The sequence below is a fragment of the Olsenella sp. HMSC062G07 genome (assembly GCF_001811895.1).
GTDB classification, from domain to species: Bacteria; Actinomycetota; Coriobacteriia; order Coriobacteriales; family Atopobiaceae; genus Olsenella_F; species Olsenella_F massiliensis.
Genome location: NZ_KV806951.1, coordinates 1,002,510 through 1,022,644 on the forward strand (window position 1 = coordinate 1,002,510; position 20,135 = coordinate 1,022,644).

General features: G+C 70.0%; 16 protein-coding genes and 1 tRNA gene. 8 read left to right on the plus strand and 9 right to left on the minus strand.

The features are described from left to right. Positions 1 to 32 precede the first annotated feature (32 nt). From HMPREF2826_RS07690 to acnA, 9 genes are all read right to left on the minus strand, one after another. The gene (locus HMPREF2826_RS07690) at positions 33 to 1,190 is read right to left on the minus strand and encodes an FtsW/RodA/SpoVE family cell cycle protein (RefSeq protein ID WP_371440587.1); all 1,158 of its coding nucleotides are present in this window, start codon (positions 1,188 to 1,190) and stop codon (positions 33 to 35) included. 76 nt (positions 1,191 to 1,266) lie between these two features. Continuing rightward, on the minus strand, positions 1,267 to 3,297 hold the full coding sequence (gene mrdA, locus HMPREF2826_RS07695) for a penicillin-binding protein 2 (protein WP_070640709.1): 2,031 nt from the start codon (positions 3,295 to 3,297) through the stop codon (positions 1,267 to 1,269). Positions 3,298 to 3,306: 9 nt separating this feature from the next. After that, positions 3,307 to 3,864 (minus strand): rod shape-determining protein MreD, encoded by a 558-nt coding sequence (gene mreD / locus HMPREF2826_RS07700; RefSeq protein WP_058270304.1) that lies wholly within the window; start codon positions 3,862 to 3,864, stop codon positions 3,307 to 3,309. Positions 3,865 to 3,900: 36 nt separating this feature from the next. Next, complete coding sequence (gene mreC / locus HMPREF2826_RS07705; RefSeq protein WP_246824718.1) at positions 3,901 to 4,875, minus strand: rod shape-determining protein MreC; 975 nt, start codon at positions 4,873 to 4,875, stop codon at positions 3,901 to 3,903. A 33-nt stretch (positions 4,876 to 4,908) separates the two neighbouring features. Beyond that, a complete protein-coding gene (locus HMPREF2826_RS07710) occupies positions 4,909 to 5,955 on the minus strand; it encodes a rod shape-determining protein (protein WP_058270302.1) in 1,047 nt (348 codons plus the stop codon). A 43-nt stretch (positions 5,956 to 5,998) separates the two neighbouring features. After that, positions 5,999 to 7,363 (minus strand): tetratricopeptide repeat protein, encoded by a 1,365-nt coding sequence (locus tag HMPREF2826_RS07715; RefSeq protein WP_070640713.1) that lies wholly within the window; start codon positions 7,361 to 7,363, stop codon positions 5,999 to 6,001. A gap of 38 nt (positions 7,364 to 7,401) precedes the next feature. Further along, a complete protein-coding gene (locus HMPREF2826_RS07720; protein WP_070640715.1) occupies positions 7,402 to 7,941 on the minus strand; it encodes a peptidylprolyl isomerase in 540 nt (179 codons plus the stop codon). Between the two features lie 123 nt (positions 7,942 to 8,064). Then, a complete protein-coding gene (locus tag HMPREF2826_RS07725) occupies positions 8,065 to 9,126 on the minus strand; it encodes a zinc ribbon domain-containing protein (RefSeq protein ID WP_070640716.1) in 1,062 nt (353 codons plus the stop codon). 34 nt (positions 9,127 to 9,160) lie between these two features. Continuing rightward, a complete protein-coding gene (gene acnA / locus HMPREF2826_RS07730) occupies positions 9,161 to 11,851 on the minus strand; it encodes an aconitate hydratase AcnA (RefSeq protein WP_083307333.1) in 2,691 nt (896 codons plus the stop codon). A gap of 99 nt (positions 11,852 to 11,950) precedes the next feature. Here acnA and HMPREF2826_RS07735 point away from each other — a divergent pair. The 8 genes from HMPREF2826_RS07735 to HMPREF2826_RS07770 all read left to right on the plus strand — a co-directional run bounded on the left by HMPREF2826_RS07735 (position 11,951) and on the right by HMPREF2826_RS07770 (position 20,042). Next, a tRNA-Arg gene (locus tag HMPREF2826_RS07735) sits at positions 11,951 to 12,027 on the plus strand. A 91-nt stretch (positions 12,028 to 12,118) separates the two neighbouring features. Next, the gene (gene aroF / locus HMPREF2826_RS07740) at positions 12,119 to 13,141 is read left to right on the plus strand and encodes a 3-deoxy-7-phosphoheptulonate synthase (RefSeq protein WP_070641273.1); all 1,023 of its coding nucleotides are present in this window, start codon (positions 12,119 to 12,121) and stop codon (positions 13,139 to 13,141) included. Between the two features lie 2 nt (positions 13,142 to 13,143). After that, positions 13,144 to 14,046: a prephenate dehydrogenase gene (locus HMPREF2826_RS07745; protein WP_070640718.1), complete on the plus strand. Its 903-nt coding sequence runs from the start codon at positions 13,144 to 13,146 to the stop codon at positions 14,044 to 14,046. After that, entirely contained in the window at positions 14,043 to 15,131 is a 1,089-nt protein-coding gene (gene aroB, locus HMPREF2826_RS07750) for a 3-dehydroquinate synthase (protein ID WP_070640720.1), read from the plus strand. The genes HMPREF2826_RS07745 and aroB overlap by 4 nt, the downstream gene beginning before the upstream one ends. A 5-nt stretch (positions 15,132 to 15,136) precedes the next feature. Continuing rightward, positions 15,137 to 16,447: a 3-phosphoshikimate 1-carboxyvinyltransferase gene (aroA, locus tag HMPREF2826_RS07755; protein WP_070640722.1), complete on the plus strand. Its 1,311-nt coding sequence runs from the start codon at positions 15,137 to 15,139 to the stop codon at positions 16,445 to 16,447. A gap of 2 nt (positions 16,448 to 16,449) precedes the next feature. Further along, positions 16,450 to 17,601 carry a chorismate synthase gene (aroC, locus tag HMPREF2826_RS07760; RefSeq protein ID WP_070640724.1) on the plus strand — a complete coding sequence of 384 codons (1,152 nt, stop codon included), beginning with the start codon at positions 16,450 to 16,452 and terminating at the stop codon, positions 17,599 to 17,601. 16 nt (positions 17,602 to 17,617) lie between these two features. Then, the gene (locus tag HMPREF2826_RS07765; protein WP_070640726.1) at positions 17,618 to 18,763 is read left to right on the plus strand and encodes a bifunctional chorismate mutase/prephenate dehydratase; all 1,146 of its coding nucleotides are present in this window, start codon (positions 17,618 to 17,620) and stop codon (positions 18,761 to 18,763) included. A 1-nt stretch (position 18,764) separates the two neighbouring features. Further along, a complete protein-coding gene (locus HMPREF2826_RS07770; protein WP_070640728.1) occupies positions 18,765 to 20,042 on the plus strand; it encodes a shikimate kinase in 1,278 nt (425 codons plus the stop codon). Positions 20,043 to 20,135 lie beyond the last annotated feature (93 nt).

Below are 20,135 nucleotides of genomic sequence, written 5' to 3' on the forward strand. Positions count from 1 at the left end.
TCCTTGATGTGGGCGGCGGCGCGGGCGGGCGCCTACGCCGTCTTGGGGATGTGACGCCACACAGACTGTACCATGCCCACGGCGGTGAGCTGGGCCATCATGGAGGAGGAGCCGTAGCTGATGAACGGGAGGGGGATGCCCGTGATGGGCATGATGCCTATGCACATGCCCACGTTCTGGAGGAGCTGGAACGACCACATGGTGGCCACGCCGGCGAGCACGAGCTTGCCGAAGGGCGCCTCCACGCGCTGCGCGAGGGCGATCGTCGAGAGGATCATGACTGCGAAGAGCGCGAGCATCGCCACGGACCCCATGAAGCCAAACTCCTCCGCGAGCAGGGCGAAGACGAAGTCGGTGTGAGCCTCGGGCAAGAAGCCGCTGCCCGCCTGCGTGGCGTTGCCGACGCCCTTGCCAAAGAAGCCGCCCGAACCCACGGCGATCTTGGCCTGCTGCAGGTTATAGCCGTTGCCCGCCGGGTCGACCGAGGAGTTGACGAACACGGTGAGGCGGTTGAGCTGATAGGTCTTGAGCAGGTGCGGCAGGCCCGGCGTCATCGACGTCACGACGACGAGGGTGGCAAAGAGCACGATGAGGACGATCGTGACGATGACCCAGCTGCGCCTCGCGCCCGAGCAGATGATGATGGAGGCTCCCGTCACCAGCACGATGAGCCCCGTCCCGAGGTCGGGCTGGAGCAGGATGATGAGAAAGGGGACGACGAGGACGGCGCAGAGCTTGACGTAGTCCTTGAGCGTCTCGATGTGCCCGTTGTACTCGGCGCCCAAGGCCGCCATGAGGTAGATGGTCGCCAGCTTGGCGAACTCGGAGGGCTGGAAGGTCAAGGGAATGAAGGGCACCTTGACCCAGCCCGTGGCGCCCTTCGCCGACCAGCCCAGTCCCGGGACGAGAGGCAGCATCATGAGCGCGACGTCCGCTATGAAAAGGGCCCGCGACGCGTTGCCGAGCACGCGATAGTCATAGCGCCAGACGAGAAACGCCGCGACGAGCCCCAGGACGATGCCGACGCAGTGGCGCGGGAAGGAGGCGTCGGCAATGGTGAGCGACGCCGTCCAGATGACGAGCGCCCCGAAGGCCACGAGGCCGAGCGCCGCCAGCAGCTGCGGTCGGTAGAAGTTGGAGCGGCTGCGGGCGCTGCCTCCCGCCCGAGGGCTCCGGAGGTTCTTCTCCATGGCCTGACTCACGGCCATGCCCGCGCCCCTCACGACCGAGCCGAGCGCCTCCCCCATGTTGGTTCCCCGGGCCATGCTACCTCTCTCCGCTGGAAGTCTGCTGGGTGGACGTGTCCGGGCAGTCATAGATCTGGCCCAGGACGTCACGGACCACGAGCATGGCGCCCTCGTTGCCGTAGCCGCCGTACTCGATCGTCGCGGCTATCACGTAGCGGGGCGCGTCATAGGGCGCGTAGGCGACGAACCAGCCGTCGGGCTGGCTCTTGGCCGTCTCGGCCGAGCCCGTCTTGCCCGCCACCGTTACCGGGAGCGTCGTGAAGTGCGAGGCCTGGGCCGCCGACTCCTGATAGATGACGCCCTTGAGCGCGCGTCTGACGAGGGAGAGGTTGTCGTCCGCCTCGTTGACCTGATATGTCTCGCTGGCCTTGTAGTCGATGACCGTGCCCGCGCCCACGGCGGCGTCCACGGACTTGAGCAGGTGAGGCTTGTAGACGGTCCCGCCCATGGCGATGCCCGCGTAGACGCAGCACATCTGGAGCGGCGTCACGAGCAGGTCGCCCTGGCCGATGGCGAGGTTGGTGTCGTCTCCTCCCTTCCAGCTGCTGTCGTCCGAGCTGTAAGAGGCGTAGTAGTCCCTCTTCCAGGCAGCGTCGGGAACGCGTCCCGCCGCCTCGCCCGGCAGGTCGATGCCCTCCTTGGACCCCAGGCCCCACGAGCGGAACGTCTCCTGCATGCCCTCGGGGTCATCGGCGTAGAAGAAGCCCTTGCCGATCTCGTAGAAGACGACGTCGCAGGAGTTGACGATGCCCGTCTCGAGCGTCATGGACCCATGCCCCGACTTGTTCCAGCAGTACTGCCCCGAGCCCGTCCCGAAGCCCGTCCAGTACCCGGTGCAGACGTAGGTCGAGGCGTCCGTGGCGATGCCGTAGTTGAGCGCGGCGAAAGCGGTGAGGGGCTTGATGACCGAGCCCGAGGGGTACTGGCCGGCGATGGCGCGGTTGAGCATGGGGTTGTTGGCGGCGTCCGACGACAGGTCCGTCCAGTCGTCGTTGGCGATGCCGCCCACGAAGACGTTGGGCGAATAGGTGGGATAGCTCGCCAGGGCCAGCACGTCGCCGTTCGTGGCGTCCAGGACCACGACGGCGCCGCCGTTGCAGTCCTGCCTGCCGGCGTCGTGCAGGCGCTTGATGTGGCCCGCCAGGGACGCCTCGGCGGCGGCCTGGACGTCCTTGTCGATCGTCAGCGTGATGTCGGACCCGCTCTGGGGCTCGACCTTGCTCGACGTGCTCAGGATGTTGCCGTCCGCATCGACGTAGACGGTCTGCGTCCCCTTGATGCCCTGCAGGACGCTCTCGTACTGGTACTCGATGCCCGCCTGCCCCACCGTGTCGCCCAGCTCGTAGCTGATGGAGCCCCCCGACGCCTTGCCGAGGGCGTCCACCTGGTCGGCCGTGATGGCGCCGGTATAGCCCAGCACGTGGGCGGCCAGGCTGCCGTTGGGATAGAGCCGCTGGGTCCGTTGGGTCACCTGGACGCCCGGAAAGAGGTTCGTGTGCTCGTCGATGTAGGCGACGATGCGCCGCGACACGTCCTCGGCGACGGTCCTCATGCTCTGGGCGCCCTCGCTCGTGCTCTCGATCTTGCGCTTGACGGCCATCGCCGGCATGCCGATGAGGTTGGCGAGCAGCTTGACCTCGATGGCGTCGCCGGCGACGTCGGACTTGGCCACCACGCACAGGCTTGCCCGGTTGGAGACGAGCTCGCTGCCGTGACGGTCGAGGATGCGGCCGCGCGGCGCGACCACCGAGATGGTGCGCGTCCGGTTGCTCTCGGCCTGCGCGCTGTAGTCGTCGGCGGAGACCAGCTGCATGGACCAGAGCTTGAGGAGGAGGGCGCCTATGACGGAGCCGGCAAAGACGCTCAGGCCGAGAAGGCGGTTCTTGAAGCCCGTCTCGGCAGAGCTGTCGTTGCCGCCCGACGCGCGCGGCACCCCGCCGCCGATGTCAAAGGTAAAGCGCGTCGTCCCCCTGCCGAGCATAACAAAGGCGGCGACGAGGCAGGCGAGGATGACGAGCAGGACGATGATAACGAGGATGACGGGACTCACGAGCTCACCCTAGCGCTTTCTCAGGCCGCGTCTGCCGCCGTGCCTGCGCGCCTGCGCGCCGAGGCCCAGAAGACGAAGGGACCCGCGAGAGCGGACGTAGGCAAAGGGCAAAAACGTGAGCGAGGTCAGCAGGAAGGTGGGCAGGCTCCTCAGGAAGAGGACGTCCACGACGGAGCTCGCCTGGCCCACGAGGAGCATGGCGAGGTTGTAGGCGAAGCAGACGCCAAAGCAGACGATGAAGAACAGGATCATGGCGGCCGACGAGTCGTCCTGCAGGCGATTCCTGCTCTCCATGCCCATGACGAACGAGGCGACGGTCAGCAGGAAGGCCATCAGGCCCACCGGCCCGGTGGTGCACAGGTCAAAGACGAGGCCCGCTACAAAGCCGCACAGGACGCCCCAGCTGCCCCCGACCGTCAGCGAGATGACGGCGCAGAAGACGAGGGCGAAGTTGATGTGCCCGTTGGCAAGTGCCAGGTTGGGCGCGAGCGCTATCTGGAGCACGAGGCAGGCGAGGGCGAGCAGGGAGCTGTCGCGCCGATGCCTGTTGGTGTCATGTACCTGCATGTCTGCCCCCTCCTCCTTCTCGTCGCCCGCGGGGCGCTACGTCGCCGACGACGCGGCCGTCGTGCCCGCGGCGTCCTTGGGCCCCGTATCGGTCTCGTCGGCCGGCGGCGCGGCCTCGCTGACGACGGACGCGTCCTGCGCGTCCGCCGCGGCGATGTCGTCGGCGCTCGCCTTCTGCCCCTCCGTGAGCGAGGTGATGACCAGGACCTCCTCAAAGCTCTCGGTGGACGAGAGGGGCTCGACGACGATGCTGTAGTACAGGTCGCCCTCGCTCTTGTTGACCGACAGGACCCTGCCGATGGGAAGCCCCTTGGGGTAGACGCCGCCCAGGCCGCTCGTGACGACCGAATCGCCCACCGAGACGCTTTGGTCGGCGGAGATGAGCGTCAGGCGCAGCGTCCCGTCGGCCGACCCCGTGAGCACGCCGTGGGCGCGGCTCGACTGGATCATCGCCGACACGCTCGAGTTCTCGTCACCCAAAAGCCGCACCGTGGAGGAGGTGGCGCCGCACTCCACGATCTGCCCTATGACGCCGGTCGAGTCCGTGACGGGCATGCCCACGGCAAAGCCCGAGCTGGTCCCCTTGTCGATGACCACGGTGCGCGACCACGAGTCCGTGGAGGCCGCGATGATGCGCGCCGCCGTCGATTGAAGGTCGTAGCTGCTCTGGAGCTTGAGGAGGTCCTGGAGGCGCCCGGCCGCCTGGGCCTCCTCCCTGAGCCGCGCGTTCTCGGCCTGAAGACGCTCGTTCTGACCCCTAAGGTCCGAGAGGGTCTCCTGGCCCGCCGTGAGGTTGCCCACCACGTTGCCGATCCCCTGGAAGGGCATCGTGAGCATCGAGCCCACATAGCGGATGGGCGTCGTGACGGTCATGAAGCCGCCGCGCACGGCCGTAAAGGGGCCTGAACCGTTCTCGCGGGCGCTCATCGTGAACATGACGAGCGAGAGGGCCAGCAGAACCACGAAGAGCCTCGCACCCGAATCGGAGTCGCTTCTGCGAAGGTCGGGCATGCCCCGGCCCCCGCCTCCCCTGCGCGCCATGGCCTACAGGTTCTCGCTCTGCACGAAGGCGCCGGCGAGGGCGTTTGCCTCGAGGACCTTGGCGCAGCCGTTGACGACGTTCTCGAGGGCGGTGGGACTCACGTTGACGGGCACGCCCGTCTCGTCGCGCAGGCGCTGGTCAAGACCCCTCAGGAGGCCGCCGCCGCCCGTGAGCAGGACGCCGTAGTACATGAGGTCGCTCGCCAGGTCGGGCGGGGTGACGTCCAAGGCGTCCTTGACGGCCTTCGTGACGGCGTCAAGGGGCTTGTCCAGGGCGCGGCGAATCTCCTCGGACTCGATGCGAACGGCCTTGGGCATGCCCGAGAGGACGTCACGGCCGTTGACCTCGACGTCAAGCTCCTCGGCCAGCGGCGCGGCGGAGCCGACCTTGATCTTGATGTCCTCTGCGGTGCGCTCCCCGATGGAGAGGTTGTAGGCGTCACGGACGTGCTCGAGGATGGTCTGGTCAAACTCGTCGCCGGCCGTCCGGATGGACTGGGAGACGACGATGCCGCCCATGGCGATGACGGCCACCTCGGTCGTGCCGCCGCCGATGTCGACGACCATGGAGCCCGTCGGGTCCTCGATGGGAAGGTCGGCGCCGATGGCGGCGGCCATGGGCTCCTCGATGAGGTAGGCCTGACGCGCGCCGGCGGAGATCGTGGCCTCGAAGACGGCGCGCTTCTCGACGGAGGTGACGCCAGAGGGCACGCAGACGACGACGCGCGGCCGCGGCGACCAGGGATAGCGCCGCGTGCCGCGGGCCTTCTCGATAAAGTAGCGCAGCATGACCTCGGTGACGTCAAAGTCGGCGATGACGCCGTCCTTGAGGGGACGCTCCGCGATGATCGACCCGGGGGTCCTGCCGATCATGCGCTTCGCGTCGGCACCGACGGCGAGCACGCGGTCGGCGCTCTGGTCGATGGCGACGACGGAGGGCTCGTTGAGGACGATGCCCTGACCCCTGGCCGCCACCAGCGTGTTGGCGGTGCCGAGGTCGATGGCAAGGTCCCCGTCATATTCACCGAAGAGCGAGTCGAGAATCGACATTGGTTCTATCCAATCGCATCGGCGGGCGGCGGGCCCGCCAGGCCTAGTTCGACGTCGTGGTTGACGAGATGGTGCCGGTGGACGTGCCGACGGACGAGTCAGGGGAGACGGTGGTCGAGTCCTCGGTCCGCGAGGCGTAGGCGACCTCGACGGAGGAGACCTTCCAGCCGATGCCGTCGCGCACGAGCGTGACATGGTACTGCTGGGCCCCGCCGGCGGGAAGCGTTGCCGTGGCGGTCAGCTGCGAGCTCGTCATGGAGCGAGTCACGTCGCTGACGCCGACGGAGGACACGGTCGTGGGAAGCAGGGTCTGAATCTGCGCGCGCTGCTCGTCCGAGACGCCTGCGGCGAGATACGGCGTGACGTCGCCGCCCGAGGCGTTGGCGCTGAAGAGGCTCTCGACGACGCTGTCCTGCATGGGCCAGCCGTAGCCCCGGTAGAAGGCGAGGCCGAGGGCGCCTGCGACGAGGACGAGCAAAAGCAGCAGGATGAGGAACGCCTTGAGGCCGCGGTGCTTGTGCTTGCGGCGAATCTTGCGGTCGTGCCGGTCCTGCTCGACGAGCTCCGCCTCGGTGACGGAGAAGAAGCCCGTGTCCTCGGGAGAGGGCATGAACTCGCCCGTGGCTCCCGTGGGGTCGAGAGGGTCGACGCCGGCGCCGTAGCCGGCGGCGGCGAGGAAGGCGTCCGTCTCGGAGGGGCCGCCGCCCTGGATGGCGCGAACGGCCTTCTGGGCGGCGTCGTAGGCGGCCTGGACCTCGGGGCGCAGCTGGTAGCTGCCGTCGGCCGTCGCGTGGGCGAAGGCGTCCACGGCCTCGCTCATGCGGTTGGCGGCCACGTAGGCCAGGCCGAGGTCGCCATAGATGGCGTTCTGCCCGCCGAGCGGCTGGGAGAAGTCGAGCGCGGTGCGATAGGCCTCGACCGCGTCCACGGCACGGCCCATCTGCATGAACGACCCACCCAGCTCGCGCAGGGCGGCGGAGGGGTTGGGATTGTTCTCGTCGATGGCGGCGCTGCGATAGGCGACGCCCGCCTCGCGGACGTTGCCCAGGCGCTTGTAGGCGTCGCCCAGGGCCAGGTAGGCCTTGTAGGGCGTCGGGTAGCCCTCGTCCTTGACGGCCATCGTGAGGGATGCGACCGCCTCCTGGGGACGGTTGGCGGCCAGCAGGGCGCGACCGCGGTTGCACGCGAGCGCGCCGGCATGCCCGTAGGACCTGTCCTGGAGGGCGTCGGCGTAGCAGCGTGCGGCGTCGGCGTAGCGGCCCATCCTCATGAAGCAGTTGCCCAGCTGATGGTCCACGGCGCCTGACACCTCGCCGGGGCCCTTCGCCGCGCTGAGCTGCCGTACTGCCTCAGGCACGTCGCCGCGCTGAAGCGCGGCCTTGCCTGCGTCGAATGCCTGCTGATTCACGCTAACCTCCCAAACTAGGCGTCAGGGCCAAGAAGTCCCTAGCCCTCTATTCTAATGGAGTTGATGACGTCGCCGGCGCGAAGCCTGCCAATGACATCCATCCCCTCGCTCGTGGTCCCGAAGACGGTGTAGCCGTCGTCGAGGCCGTGCTGGGGGCCCAGGCAGAAGTAGAACTGGGAGCCCGCCGAGTTGGGCAGCTGGGAGCGCGCCATGGCGAGCGCGCCGTCAACGTGGCTGTTGCGAGGGTTGGTGCTGTACTCCTCGTGGATGCAGTAGCCGGGGCCGCCCGTCCCGGGTCGGCCGTCGGGGCCCGCCTTGCCGGCGGCGACGTCCCCAGGGTCCATCTCGCGCGTGTTGGGGCAGCCCCCCTGGATCACGAAGCCGGGCACGTAGCGATGGAACTTGAGCCCGTCATAGAAGCCGGCGCTCGCAAGCTCGCAGAAGTTGGCAACGTGGATGGGCGCGCCCGCGCCGTCCAAGCTCACGCGAATCGTGCCCTGGCTCGTGTCAAAGACGGCGATCTCGTGCCCGCTGAGCTCGTAGCCGGGCGTGTGCAGCGTATCGCCAAAAAGGCCCATGCGCAGATTCCCCCTCGTGACGGCCGCAGACCGGCTGCGGAGACATGATTTCCTCACGATATTCTATCAGCGCATCCCCTCCGTTCACATATTCGGCAGAGGACGGGGGCGCCCCGCCCGCAGCTAGCGGACCTGGGGCGCCATGGCTTCATAGGCCTGGTCAAACTGGCCCTTCCAGCTTGCCGCCGCCGAGGACGAGAGATAGCCCGCTATCTCGTCGGCGCGCGCCGCGGGGTCCTCGACCGCAAGGGCCCGACGCCAGCAGGCGTCGAGGGCGTCCATCCTGTTGCGAAGGTAGTTGCCCAGCGTCGACATGTTCTGGGCGTCGGCCGCGTAGGTGCCGGACGTGACGTCGATGTCCGCGATGGACAGGATCAAGTTCGAGATGTCAAGCGACAGCTGGTCGGCGGCGGCCTTGCCCTCGTCGCGGGCCGCCCGGTCGGCGGAGGCGGCCACGCTCGCGTAGAGGCGCTCGTTGGCGTCCACCCTGTCCCTGAGCGTACCCAGCTGCGCGTAGACGTCCGTGAGCTTGGCGAGCGTGGCCTCGTCCCCGCTCTTGACGTCACGCGCGGCGGGGGCGCGGCCGTCCTGCCCCTTCAGCTCGGTCACCACGCCGGGAAACCCCGCCATGGAGGTGTCGGCGCTCGTCTTTGCCCGCGAGTCGCTGGCGCCGGGGTCCCAGGGATGCGTGATGACGAGGGCCCCGCCCCCCACGACGACGAGGGCGGCGACGAGGGCGGCGACGAACGTCCTCAGGCGGGGCAGGTGGTCGACGGGCCCCTCCCCCGTGCCGGGGACGGGCTCGGAGGGTATGGCGCTCTCGATGCGGACGAGCGGGAGCTGCAGGGCCGCGTCGGGCATCGCCGAAGCGGGCGAGTCGTCTGCCGGCGCCGCGGGCGAGTCGTCGGAGGCTCCCGCGAAATCGAGGGCGGGGTCGGGCGCAGGCGCCGCGCGATTGCCGGACGTGATCGTCCGGGGGCGGCCGACGGGCGGGCGAGGTGGCGTCGGGACCGGAAAGCCGCAGCTGGGGCAGGCGCCGGCGCCGTCCGGCACGAGGGCGCCGCAGCGGGCGCACCAGACGCCCTGGGGGCGCGGCAGGGCAGTCGTCCTGCCCAGGTCGCAACGGCACGCTGGACAGCGCAGCGCGTCGTCAGGGACATGGGTGCCGCAGTTTGGACAAATCACGTTCCTTCTCCTTGGTGGCAGGGGCGCACGCCCGCTACGTCATCTGGTCGAGCACGTACGGGAGGATGCCACCGCGCGCGACGAACCTGCCCTCCATGGGCGTGTCGATCCTGACGCGGCACTCAAAGGCCGTCGCGCGACCGTCGTCGGCGCGCGCCACGACCCGGCAGCGCGCAGGTGCGCCCGTCGGCCGAGAGAGGTCGATGGGCCCGACGTCGATGAGCTCGTCTCCCCTGAGGCCGAGCGAGGACGCCGACTGGCCGTCCGTGAACTCGAGGGGCACGATGCCCATCTGGACGAGGTTGGAGCGATGTATGCGCTCGAAGCTCTCGGCGATGACCGCGCGCACGCCCAAAAGCAGGGGTCCCTTCGCCGCCCAGTCGCGGCTGGACCCCGAGCCGTACATCCTGCCGGCCACGACCACGGAGGCGACCCCCCGGGAGCGATAGTGCTCGGCGGCGTCGAAGATGGGCTTTACCCGCCCGTCGAGCTGGTCGGTGGTCCACCAGCCCCTGCGACCATCGGCCAGCGCGTTCTCGAGGCGGACGTTGGCGAAGGTGCCTCGCACCATCACGTCATGATTGCCCCGCCGGCTCCCGTAGCTGTTGAAGTCCCGCTCCGCCACGCCGTGTTCGCGCAGGTAGGCCGCAGCGGGGGCGTCCGCCACGATGGTGCCCGCGGGCGAGATGTGGTCGGTGGTCACGAAGTCGCCCAGCAGCGCCAGGATGCGCGCGCCCTCGATCGTCACCACGTCGGCGGGCCTGGCAAGCTCGAAGTAGGGCGCGCGACGGATGTAGGTTGACGCCTCGTCCCACGCGAAGGTGCTGCCCTCGGGCACCTTGATCCGTCGCCAGGTCTCAGAGCCCTCGAAGAGGCCTCGGGTCCCCTCGCGATAGAGGTCTGGCGAGAGGACCTCCGAGAGCACCCGAGACAGCTCCTCGCTCGTGGGCATGAGCTCGCGCAGCATGACGGGCCGTCCGTCCGAGGCGATGCCGACGGGCTCGTGTGACAGGTCGATGTCGAGCGTTCCCGCCAGGGCGTAGGCGACCACGAGCGCCGGCTGGCACAGGTAGTTCTGGGCGACGTCGGGCGAGATGCGCCCGTCAAAGTTGCGGTTGCCCGACAGGACGCTCGTGAGCTCCATGCGGCTCGCCTGCGCCTTGAGGCCCGCGTCGATCTCGCCCGAGTTGCCGATGCAGCTCATGCAGCCAAAGCCGCAGGTGAAGAATCCGAGCCTGAAGAGGGGCTCCGTAAGCCCGGCGCGGGCGAGGGTGAGCTCCGTGGCGTGGCTTCCCGGCGCGAAGATGCGCTTGACCCAGGGCTTGGGGCTCAGGCCCCGACGTACGGCGCGCCGGGCGAGGAGCCCCGCCGCGACCATCATGGCGGGGTCGGTCGCCGTGGTGCAGCTGGTGATGGCCGCCAGGGCGAGCGTCCCGTGGCCCAGCGAGTGGGTCGTCCCCCCCACCGTGACGTCAAAGCGGGCCGTCAGGTCGCCGTTGCCATGCTCCTCCGCCGCGCGGCGGAAGCGCTCCCTGAGCCCGGCGGGCGTGACGAGGGCGTGGGGGCGCGAGGGGCCGGCGAGGGAGGTCGTGACCCGGGCGAGGTCGAGCTTTAGGGTGCGGGCGTAGCGACGGCCCCGCCGGGTGCCGAAGACCCCCTCGGCGCGCAGGTAGGCCTTTGCGAAGTCGACGTCGCCGGCCGGCCGGCCCGTGAGCCTGAGGTAGTCGAGGGCCGCCTCGTCCACGGGGAAGAGCGTGGTCGTGCAGCCGTATTCGGGCGTCATGTTGGCGACGCAGGCGCGCTGCGTGGGCGTGAGGGCGCCGACCCCCTCCCCCGTGACCTCGACGAGCGCCCCGACGACCTTGGCGTCTCGCAGCAGCTTGGCGACCGTGAGGGCGAGGTCCATGCCCGAGACGCCGTCACCCAGGGCTCCGACGAGCCTGAGCTCGACCACGGGCGGAACGAGCAGGGAGATGGGCTGGCCCAGGGCGGCGGCCTCCGCCTCGATGCCGCCGACCCCCCAGCCCAGGACGCCGAGGCCGTTGGCCGTGGGGGTGTGGGAGTCCGTGCCCACCAGGGTGTCAAAGCAGGCAAGCTCGCCGGCGGCCAAGGCGTCGGTCCCGACGACGGTGCAGAAGCGCTCTATGTTGAGCTGGTGGCAGATGCCGCCTGCGGGAGGGACGATGTCGACGTTCTGAAAGGCCGTGCTCGCCCACTTGAGGAAGGCGAAGCGCTCCGCGTTGCGTTCGGCCTCGAGCGCCTCGTTGCGCTCGGCCGCGTCCGGCTCGCCGGCACAGTCGGCGACGACGGAGTGGTCCACCACGAGCGTGCAGGGAATGCGCGGGTTCACGCGGGAGGGGTCACCGCCGCGGGCGACCATCGCGTCGCGCATGGCGGCGACGTCAACGAAGACGGGGACGCCGGTGAAGTCCTGAAAGAGCACGCGGGCGGGCATGAACTCGATCTCCTCGCCCTGGGAGCCGGCGAGGCCCGCCTCGACGACGCGACGGGCGAAGCGCACCGCGTCGTCGTCCGTGCGGGCGCGGCGCACGCAGTTCTCAAGCAGGATGACGAGGGCACGGGGAAGCCTGTCGGCCCCCGGGATTGCGCTCACGTCGACGTAGCGACGACGGACGCCGCCCGCCTCGAGGGTCTTGGGCCTGCGTGCGTCGATGACGGCCGTGCTGAAGGTCTCGGCGCTGAGGGACTCAACGATGGATGGCATGGCGGCTCCCGTAACAATGTGAATTGTCGTCTTCTGCGCCATGATTATCACGCAACACGCACCCGCGCGGGCCACATTCGCTATAATCTCTTCTCGCATGGCCCCATAGCTCAGTGGATCAGAGCGTTCGCCTCCGGAGCGAAAGGTCGTGGGTTCGAACCCCACTGGGGTCACCAGACATGTCTGTGGCCGGCCGCGCATCAGGCGCGGCCGGCCCATTCATATGGACCGGCGCCGTCGGTGCCGACGAGGGGGCGGATGCCGCACATGATCGCCATCATCAACGAGACCGCCACGCAGGACCAGCTCGACCACTTCGTCTCGTGGATCGAGAGGCGCGGCTTCAAGACCAACGTGTCGCAGGGCGCCAGCGAGACCATCGTGGGCATCATCGGCGACACCACGCAGATCGACCCCCTCCTCCTCGAGTCGCTGGACATCGTTGACCAGGTGCGCCGCGTCTCCGAGCCCTTCAAGAAGGCAAACCGCAAGTTCCATCCCGAAGACACCGTCATAGACTGCGGCCACGGCGTCCTGGTCGGGGGCGGCAGCTTCCAGGTGATCGCCGGCCCCTGCTCCGTCGAGGGCGAGGGCCTCAGTGCCATCGCGCGCGCCGTCAAGGCGGCAGGCGCCGGGCTGCTGCGGGGAGGCGCCTACAAGCCGCGCACGAGCCCCTACTCGTACCAGGGCATGGGCGAGCGGGGCCTCGACCTTCTCATGGAGGTCGCCGGCGAGCTCGACCTCCCGGTGGTCAGCGAGGTCATGGACCCCCGCGACGTCCAGACCTTCCTCGACAAGGGCGTGGACGTCATGCAGGTGGGCGCGCGCAACTCCCAGAACTTCGCCCTGCTCAGGGAGGTTGGAAAGACGAAGGTGCCCGTCCTGCTCAAGCGCGGGTCGGGCCTCATGATCGACGAGCTGCTCATGGCGGCGGAGTACGTCATGAGCGAGGGCAACCCCAACGTCATGCTCTGCGAGCGAGGAATCCGCACCTTCGAGACGCGCACGAGGAACACCTTTGACGTCAACGCGATACCCGTCCTCCACCGCCTCTCCCACCTTCCCGTCATCGGCGACCCCAGCCATGCCACGGGACACGCCCGCTACGTGCGCCCCATCGCCTACGCGGCCGTGGCGGCAGGTGCCGACGGGCTCGAGGTCGAGGTCCATGACCATCCCAGCGAGGCCTGGTCGGACGGCGCCCAGGCGTTGACGCCTCGGCAGTTCGCCGATGCCATGCGGCGCATCGCGCTCGTCAGGGAGGCCGTCAGGGCGGACGAGGAGGGCTAGGCATGGCACAGGACGACGAGGCGCGAGCGGCGCGCGGCGGGCACGGGGAGGGCTTCGTCCCCGGACGCGTGGGGGTGGTGTGCCTTGGTCTCATAGGCGGGTCCTTTGCCCGCGCCCTGCACGCGGCGGGACGCGAGGTGTACGCGTGGGACCGCAGCGACGCCACGCTCGAGCTCGCGATGGTGGACGTCGTGGACGGCAGGCTCACCGACGAGCTGGTCCGCAGCTGCGAGCTCATCATCCTGGCGGGCTACCCCCGGGTGAGCGTTGACTGGCTGCGACGCAGGCAGGCACTCGTGGCGCCGGGCGCCGTCGTCATCGACACGGTGGGGGTCAAGCGGGCCGTCTGCGACGCCTGCCTCCCGATGGCCGCGCGCCACGACTGGCACTTCGTGGGATGCCATCCCATGGCGGGGACGCAGTTCTCGGGCTACGCGCACTCGCGCGCGAACCTGTTCAGGGGCGCCCCCATGGTCATGGTGCCCCCCGCAGGCATGGACGACGTGGAGCGCCTCGACCTTCTCGACCGCATCGAGCGCCTGCTGGCCCCCTGCGGATTCGGGCGCTTCACCGTCACCACCGCGGAGCGTCACGACGAGGTGGTCGCCTTCACCTCCCAGCTGGCCCACGTGGTCTCGAACGCCTACGTCAAGAGCCCGTCCGCCCGACAGCACGCCGGCTTCTCGGCGGGGTCGTACCGCGACCTCACCCGGGTGGCCCGCCTCAACGCGCCCATGTGGCGTGAGCTCTTCCTCGATGACGCCGACAACCTCTCGCGCGAGATCGGCACGCTCATCGACAACCTGCGACAGTACAAGGACGCCATCGACGCGCGGGACGGCGAGAGGCTCGAGCGCCTGCTTGTCGAGGGCGACCGCCTGAAGAGGGAGATCGAGGGACGATGAGCGAGACGACGATCACGGTCACGACGACGTCGAGGGACTACCTGGTGCATGTGGGAGAAGGCCTGCTCGATGAGGTCGGCGGCATCGTCAGGGACGCCTGCCCCCGCGCGACGCGGGCGCAGGTCATCTCGGACTCCAACGTGGCCCCGCTCTTTGCTGACGCCGTCGCCCGCTCGCTCGCGGACGCGGGCCTTGCCGCCACGCTGAGCGTCTTCGAGGCGGGCGAGGCCTCCAAGACCATGGGCACCCTGGCCGTCCTGCTTGAGGGGCTCGCCGCCGGAGGGCTCTCCCGCGACGACGTCGTCGTCGCCGTCGGCGGGGGCGTCACGGGCGACATGGCGGGGCTCGCGGCCTCTCTGTACCTGCGCGGCATCGACTACGTCCAGGTGCCCACCTCGCTGCTGGCCATGGTCGACTCCTCGGTGGGCGGGAAGTGCGCCGTGGACCTGTCTGCGGGCAAGAATCTCGCCGGGAGCTTCTGGCAGCCCGCGGCGGTCGTCGCCGACATGGACTGCCTGGACACCCTCACGCCCGAGCTGCTCAGGGACTCGCTGGGCGAGGTCGTCAAGTACGGCGTCCTGCGCGACCGGGAGCTCTTCGAGCGCCTGGAGGCCACGCCTCTCGACCTCGACGAGCCCGACCATGAGCTCCTCTCGTGGGTCGTGGCGCGCAACGTCAGGACGAAGCGCGACGTGATCGAGGGGGACGAGCGAGAGCACGGCGCCAGGCAGACCCTCAACCTGGGCCACACGATCGGCCATGCCGTCGAGGCGGCGAGCTCCTTTGGGCTGGGCCACGGCTCCTCGGTGGCCGTGGGCCTGTGCGCCATGGCCCGGGCGTCGGCGACGCGCGGCTGGTGCGACGCCGAGGTCCCCCGTCGCATCGAGGCCCTCGTCGCCTCCCTGGGGCTGCCCACGGACACCGACGCCGACCACCGCGCGCTCGTGGACTTTGCCACCCGCGACAAGAAGCGCCACGGCGAGACGCTAAACGTCGTGGTGCCTCGCAAGATCGGCCAGGTCGAGGTGCGCACCGTGCGCCTTGACGAGCTTGCCGAGCTCATCGACCTGGGCTGCGGGATCTGACGCCGATGGACGTGCGCATCTGCCCCCATCCCCTCTCGGGCTCGCTCGACGCCATCGCCTCCAAGTCGATGGCCCACCGGCTCCTGCTGCTCGCCGCGTTCGCGGACGCCCCCTGCGACCTGCGCTGCTCGACAAGCTCAAAGGACATCGACGCCACGGTCCGCTGCCTCGAGGCCCTCGGCGCCCGCGTCGCGCGCACGCGGCGGGGGTTCGTCGTGCAACCCGTCCGGCGTCGCGAGGGCGTCCCCGTCGTCCGCGCGGGCGCCGTGCTCGACTGCGGGGAGTCGGGCTCCACCCTACGCTTCATGCTCCCCGTGCTCGCCGCCCTGGGCACGTCCGGCTCGCTCGTCGGTCGCGGCAGGCTGGCACAACGCCCCCTCTCGCCCCTGTACGAGCGGCTCACGGAGCATGGGGTGCGGCTGGGACCCCAAGGCGAGCTGCCCCTGGCCGTGCGGGGCCGTCTGCGTGGGGGACGCTTCGAGCTTCCCGGCGACGTGTCCTCGCAGTTCGTGTCGGGTCTGCTGCTCGCATCGGCAGTCATGGGCGACCCCCTCGTCATCGCCGTGCGCAGGCCCGTGGAGTCGCTGTCGTACCTGCACATGACCATCGAGGCCCTGAGGGCCTTCGGCATCGACGTGGTCGAAGGGGACGTCAAGGACGGGAGGGAGGGGCACCTCGTCCTGAGGCCCTCCCCCGCCGCCAGTCCCGTCTCGCCCGGCGAGCTTTCCGTCGAGGGCGACTGGTCCTGCGCCGGCTTCTGGGTCGCCGCCGGGGCGCTGGGGAGAGGCGGCGTCACCGTCAGGGGCCTTACGCCCGCCAGCAGTCAGGGGGACCGTGTCATCGTCGATGTCGCCGCCGCGATGGGCGCGCGCGCGTCGTGGGCACGAGGGGCGCTCACCGTCCGCGGCGGCACCCTGCGCGCCCTCGACGTGGACGTCGCCGACATCCCCGACCTCGCCGCCCCCATCGCCGCGCAGTGCGCCTACGCGAGCGGGACCTCCCATCTGAGCGGCGCGGCACGCCTGCGCCTCAAGGAGTCGGACCGCATCGCATCCATTCGCGCGGCGCTCGCCGCGATGGGGGCCGACGTCACGGCCGAACGCGACAGTATCACCGTCCGGGGCGTCCCCGCACTCGCCGGCGGCGTCGTCGATGCCGCGAACGACCATCGCATCGCCATGATGGCCGCCGTCGCGGCCGCCTACGCGCAGGGCCCCACGACCATCCGCGGCGCCGAGTGCGTCGCCAAGTCCTATCCCGGCTTCTTCGATGACTTCCGCGAGCTCGGGGGCATCGCCGAGAACTGCAAGGAGTAGCCATGCCCTCCTCCCTTGGCACGACCCTCAGCGTCAGCGTCTTTGGCCAGTCCCACTCTCCCGCCATCGGCGGCGTCGTCGAGGGGCTGCCCTCCGGCCTCGTCATCGACCAGGGAAGGCTCGCGCGCTTCATGGCGCGTCGGGCCCCCGGCCAGGGTCCCTGGGCCACGCCGCGCAGGGAGGCCGACCGCCCGCGCTTCGTCGCCGGCCTCAACGAGCGAGGCGCGACGTGCGGGGCGCCGCTGGCCTTCGTGATCGAGAACGCCGACACGCGCTCCCGCGACTACGACGAGCTGCGCCGCCTCCCCCGCCCCGGTCACGCCGACCTCACGGCCTGGGCCAAGTGGCACGGCAACCAGGACGTCCTGGGCGGCGGGCACTTCTCCGGGCGCCTGACGGCGCCGCTGTGCGTCGCGGGGGGCGTCGCGCTCCAGCAGCTCGCCGCCAGGGGCGTGCGCGTGGCGGGGCACCTTGCGTCTGTCGCCGACGTGCGTGACGAGGGGTTCTCGACCCTCTCCGCCGAACCCGAGGGCCTCGCACGCCTTGACCGACAGATCGACGTCCTCGAGGCGCGCTGGGGCGCACAGCCGCCCACCCTCGACGCAGACGCCGGCGCGCGCATGCTCGAGGCGATCGACGAGGCTCGCAGGGACCTCGACTCGGTCGGCGGCGTCATCGAGTGCGTCGTCACAGGCCTGCCCGCAGGCATCGGCTCCCCCCCGTTCGACGGCATGGAGAACCTCCTTGCCCGCGCCCTCTTTGGCATCCCCGCCGTCAAGGGCGTCGAGTTTGGGCGTGGCTTTGCGGCGAGCGAGCTGCGCGGGAGCCAGAACAACGACCCCTACCGCATGCGCGACGGCCGGCCTCGGCCCGTCACGAACAACGCCGGCGGCATCCTGGGCGGCATCACCACCGGCGCGCCGGTCGTGGTCAGGGTGGGCGTCAAGCCCACCCCGAGCATCGCCGCTCCCCAGCGCACGGTGGACCTCGTCACGCTAGAGGACGCCGAGCTCGCGGTGCGCGGTCGCCATGACCCCTGCGTCGCCGTGAGGGCCGTCCCCGTCGTCGAGGCGCTCTGCGCTCTCACCGTCCTGGACGCCTGGCTCTCGTACCCGCCCGAGCCGGCACCCGCCGAGACCGCCCGCCACGACTGACTGGGAGACTGACGCCATGGAGCAACTCGAGGACGTCCGCGACAAGATCGACGAGATCGACCATGCCCTGCTCGACCTCATGGTGAGGCGCACGGAGCTCGCGGCGGACGTCGCCGCCTACAAGGCGGCGCACCACCTGCCCGTTCTTGACCGCGCCCGCGAGCGCCGCGTGGTCGCCGACGCCCGCCGGCGGGTGCCCGAGGGCCTGAAAAGCCATGCCGCCGCCCTGATGGAGCTCCTCATGGAGGCCTCGCGCACGCGGCAGGGCGACATACTGGGCGCGACGTCGCCCGCCGTCGAGGCCATCGACGAGGCGCTGGCCGTGGCGCCCGCGCTCTTTCCCACCGACGCGCTCGTGGTGACCCAGGGGGTCGAGGGCGCCTACCAGCAGATCGCGACCGAGCGCATCTTCAGTCACGCCCAGATCGACTACGTTGGGTCCTTTGAGGGCGTGTTTGAGGCCGTCGAGGCCGGGACCTGCGACTTTGGCATCCTGCCCCTGGAGAACAGCACGGCCGGCACCGTCAACCAGGTCTATGACCTCATGATGCGCCATGACGTCCACATCGTGCGGAGCTGTCGCGTCAAGGTGAACCACAATCTCCTCGCCAAGCCTGGAACCAGGCTCCAGGACGTCACGGACGTCTATAGCCACGAGCAGGCCATCCGTCAGTGCGAGGCGTTTCTCGCCACGCTGCCGGGCGTGCGCGTGCACGTGACGCGCAACACCGCCCTGGCTTCCAGGTTCGTGGCCCAGAGCGACGAGCCGGGCGTCTGCGCGCTGGCCTCGCGCGAGTGCGCGGAGCTCTACGGCCTCAGGGCGCTCGCCAAAAACGTCCAGGACAACGACAACAACTACACGCGCTTCGCCTGCATCGCAAAGGGTCTCACCATCTATCCCGGTGCCGACAGAAGCTCGCTCATGCTCGTGGTCCGTCACCGCCCGGGCGCCCTCTACCGGGTTTTGGGCATCTTCTTCGCCCTGGACATCAACATCACCAAGCTCGAGAGCCGTCCGATCCCCAACCGCGACTTCGAGTTCATGTTCTACTTTGACGTCGCGTGCCCCGCCGCCTCCCCCGCGTTCAGGCGGCTGGTCAAGGAGCTCGGTGACGTCTGCGAGGAGTTTCGGCACCTCGGAAGCTACGCGGAGGTCTCCTAGCATGGCCGGCGCGGGCGAGCGGCGCTTTGGGCTCCTGGGGCGCACGCTCGCGCACAGCTGGTCGCCCGCCATTCACGCGCGCCTGGGCTCCGCTCCCTACGCCCTCTTCGAGCGCGAGCCCCAGGATGTCGCTGACTTCGTGCGCAACGGCGGCTGGCGCGGCCTCAACGTCACGATACCGTACAAGCGCCGCGCCTTTGAGCTCGCGGACGAGACGAGCGCGCGGGCCCGCAGGCTGGGCGTGGCCAACACGCTGGTGAGGCGGGATGACGGGAGCATCCTGGCCGACAACACCGACCTCGCCGGCTTCGCCTGGATGCTCGACGCCTTCTGCAGGCGCGAGCTGGGCGGCGCGGCGGCGCGCGTCCTTGACGGCGAGCGCGTGCTGGTGCTGGGCTCCGGCGGGGCCAGCAAGGCCGTCGTGGCCGCCCTGACGGACGTCGGCGCCCGGGCGTGCGTCATCTCCCGCTCGGGCGCCGACGGGTACGAAGGCCTTGTTGAGCGTCACGCCGACGCCTGCCTCGTCGTCAACACGACGCCCGTGGGCATGTTTCCCGCCTGTCCGGCCTCGCCCTTGGCTGAGGGGCAGATCGAGTCCCTGGCCGGGCTTAAAGGGGTGCTCGACGTCGTGTATAACCCCCTGCGCACCGGCATCTGCCTCGCCGCCGAGCGCGCTCACGTTCCCGCGGAGTCGGGGCTCGCCATGCTTGTGGCCCAGGCCGCCCTGTCCGCCGAGCTGTTCCTCGGTCGCGCCGTCCCCGATGAGGTCATCGCCGACACCCTCGCCTGGCTCGGGCGCACGACCGCCAACGTCCTTCTCATCGGGATGCCCGGCGTGGGCAAGACGAGCGCCGGCAGGGCCCTGGCCCGCCTGGTGGGACGACCCTTCGTCGACCTTGACGACGCCGTGAACCTCCAGTGCGGCATGAGCGCCCGGGAGCTTCTCTCCCGCCACGGGGAGGACGCCTTCCGTCGCGCGGAGACCAAGGTCGCCGCCGAGCACGGCAGGCGCTCGGGCCTTGTCGTCGCCTGCGGCGGCGGCATCGTGACGCGACCCGAGAACTACCCGCTTTTGCACCAGAACGGCACCATCGTGCTCCTCAGGCGGCCCCTCTCGCAGCTTTCCCTTGCCGGCAGGCCCCTCTCCCAGGCATGCGGGCTCGAGCGGCTCGAGCACGAGCGGAGCGGGCTCTACGCGTCCTGGGCGGACGTCACGCTGGACTGCACGGGGTCCGCCGGCTCCGACGCGCGTGCGCTGCGCAGGCTGCTGGGCCTCTAGGTTTTCGTCCAGAGGCGTCCGGGCGGTCGCCCGTCGCGCCGCTCGCCCCCACCGGGCCCCTCTGCGGCGGCGCGCCCTATACTTGTTCCCATA